Origin of the sequence: Paenibacillus sp. GCM10027628 (genome assembly GCF_042676385.1) — a bacterium.
GTDB lineage: Bacteria > Bacillota > Bacilli > Paenibacillales > NBRC-103111 > Paenibacillus_E.
Window position 1 is genome coordinate 1 of record NZ_JBHTHA010000059.1, and the last position, 812, is coordinate 812.

The window sequence follows — 812 nt, forward strand, 5'->3', positions numbered from 1 at the left end:
CAAGCCATAGCTTCGGTGGCGTGTTTAGCCCCGTTACATTTTCGGCGCAGAGTCACTCGACCAGTGAGCTATTACGCACTCTTTCAATGGTGGCTGCTTCTAAGCCAACATCCTGGTTGTCTGTGCAACTCCACATCCTTTCCCACTTAACACACACTTGGGGACCTTAGCTGATGGTCTGGGCTGTTTCCCTTTTGACAATGGATCTTAGCACTCACTGTCTGACTCCCGGAATAAAGTTTGTGGCATTCAGAGTTTGACTGGACTTGGTAACCCTTGGCGGGCCCCGCACCCAATCAGTGCTTTACCTCCACAACTCATCTTCCGAGGCTAGCCCTAAAGCTATTTCGGGGAGAACCAGCTATCTCCGAGTTCGATTGGAATTTCTCCGCTACCCCCACCTCATCCCCGAATTTTTCAACATTCGTGGGTTCGGGCCTCCAGTGAGTGTTACCTCACCTTCACCCTGGACAGGGGTAGATCACACGGTTTCGGGTCTACGTCCACGTACTAAAGCGCCCTATTCAGACTCGCTTTCGCTGCGGCTCCGTCTTTTCGACTTAACCTCGCACGGGAACGTAACTCGCCGGTTCATTCTACAAAAGGCACGCCATCACCCATAGAGAGGGCTCTGACTTCTTGTAAGCACACGGTTTCAGGTTCTTTTTCACTCCGCTTCCGCGGTGCTTTTCACCTTTCCCTCACGGTACTGCTTCACTATCGGTCGCTAGGTAGTATTTAGCCTTGGCAGATGGTCCTGCCGGATTCCGACGGGGTTTCACGTGTCCCGCCGTACTCAGGATCCCTCTAGG

The 812-nt window shown here is 52.8% G+C and carries 1 rRNA gene; it reads right to left on the reverse strand.

What is annotated here, in order from left to right:
• Positions 1-812, reverse strand: a 23S ribosomal RNA gene (locus ACFQZT_RS32190); the annotation flags it as partial.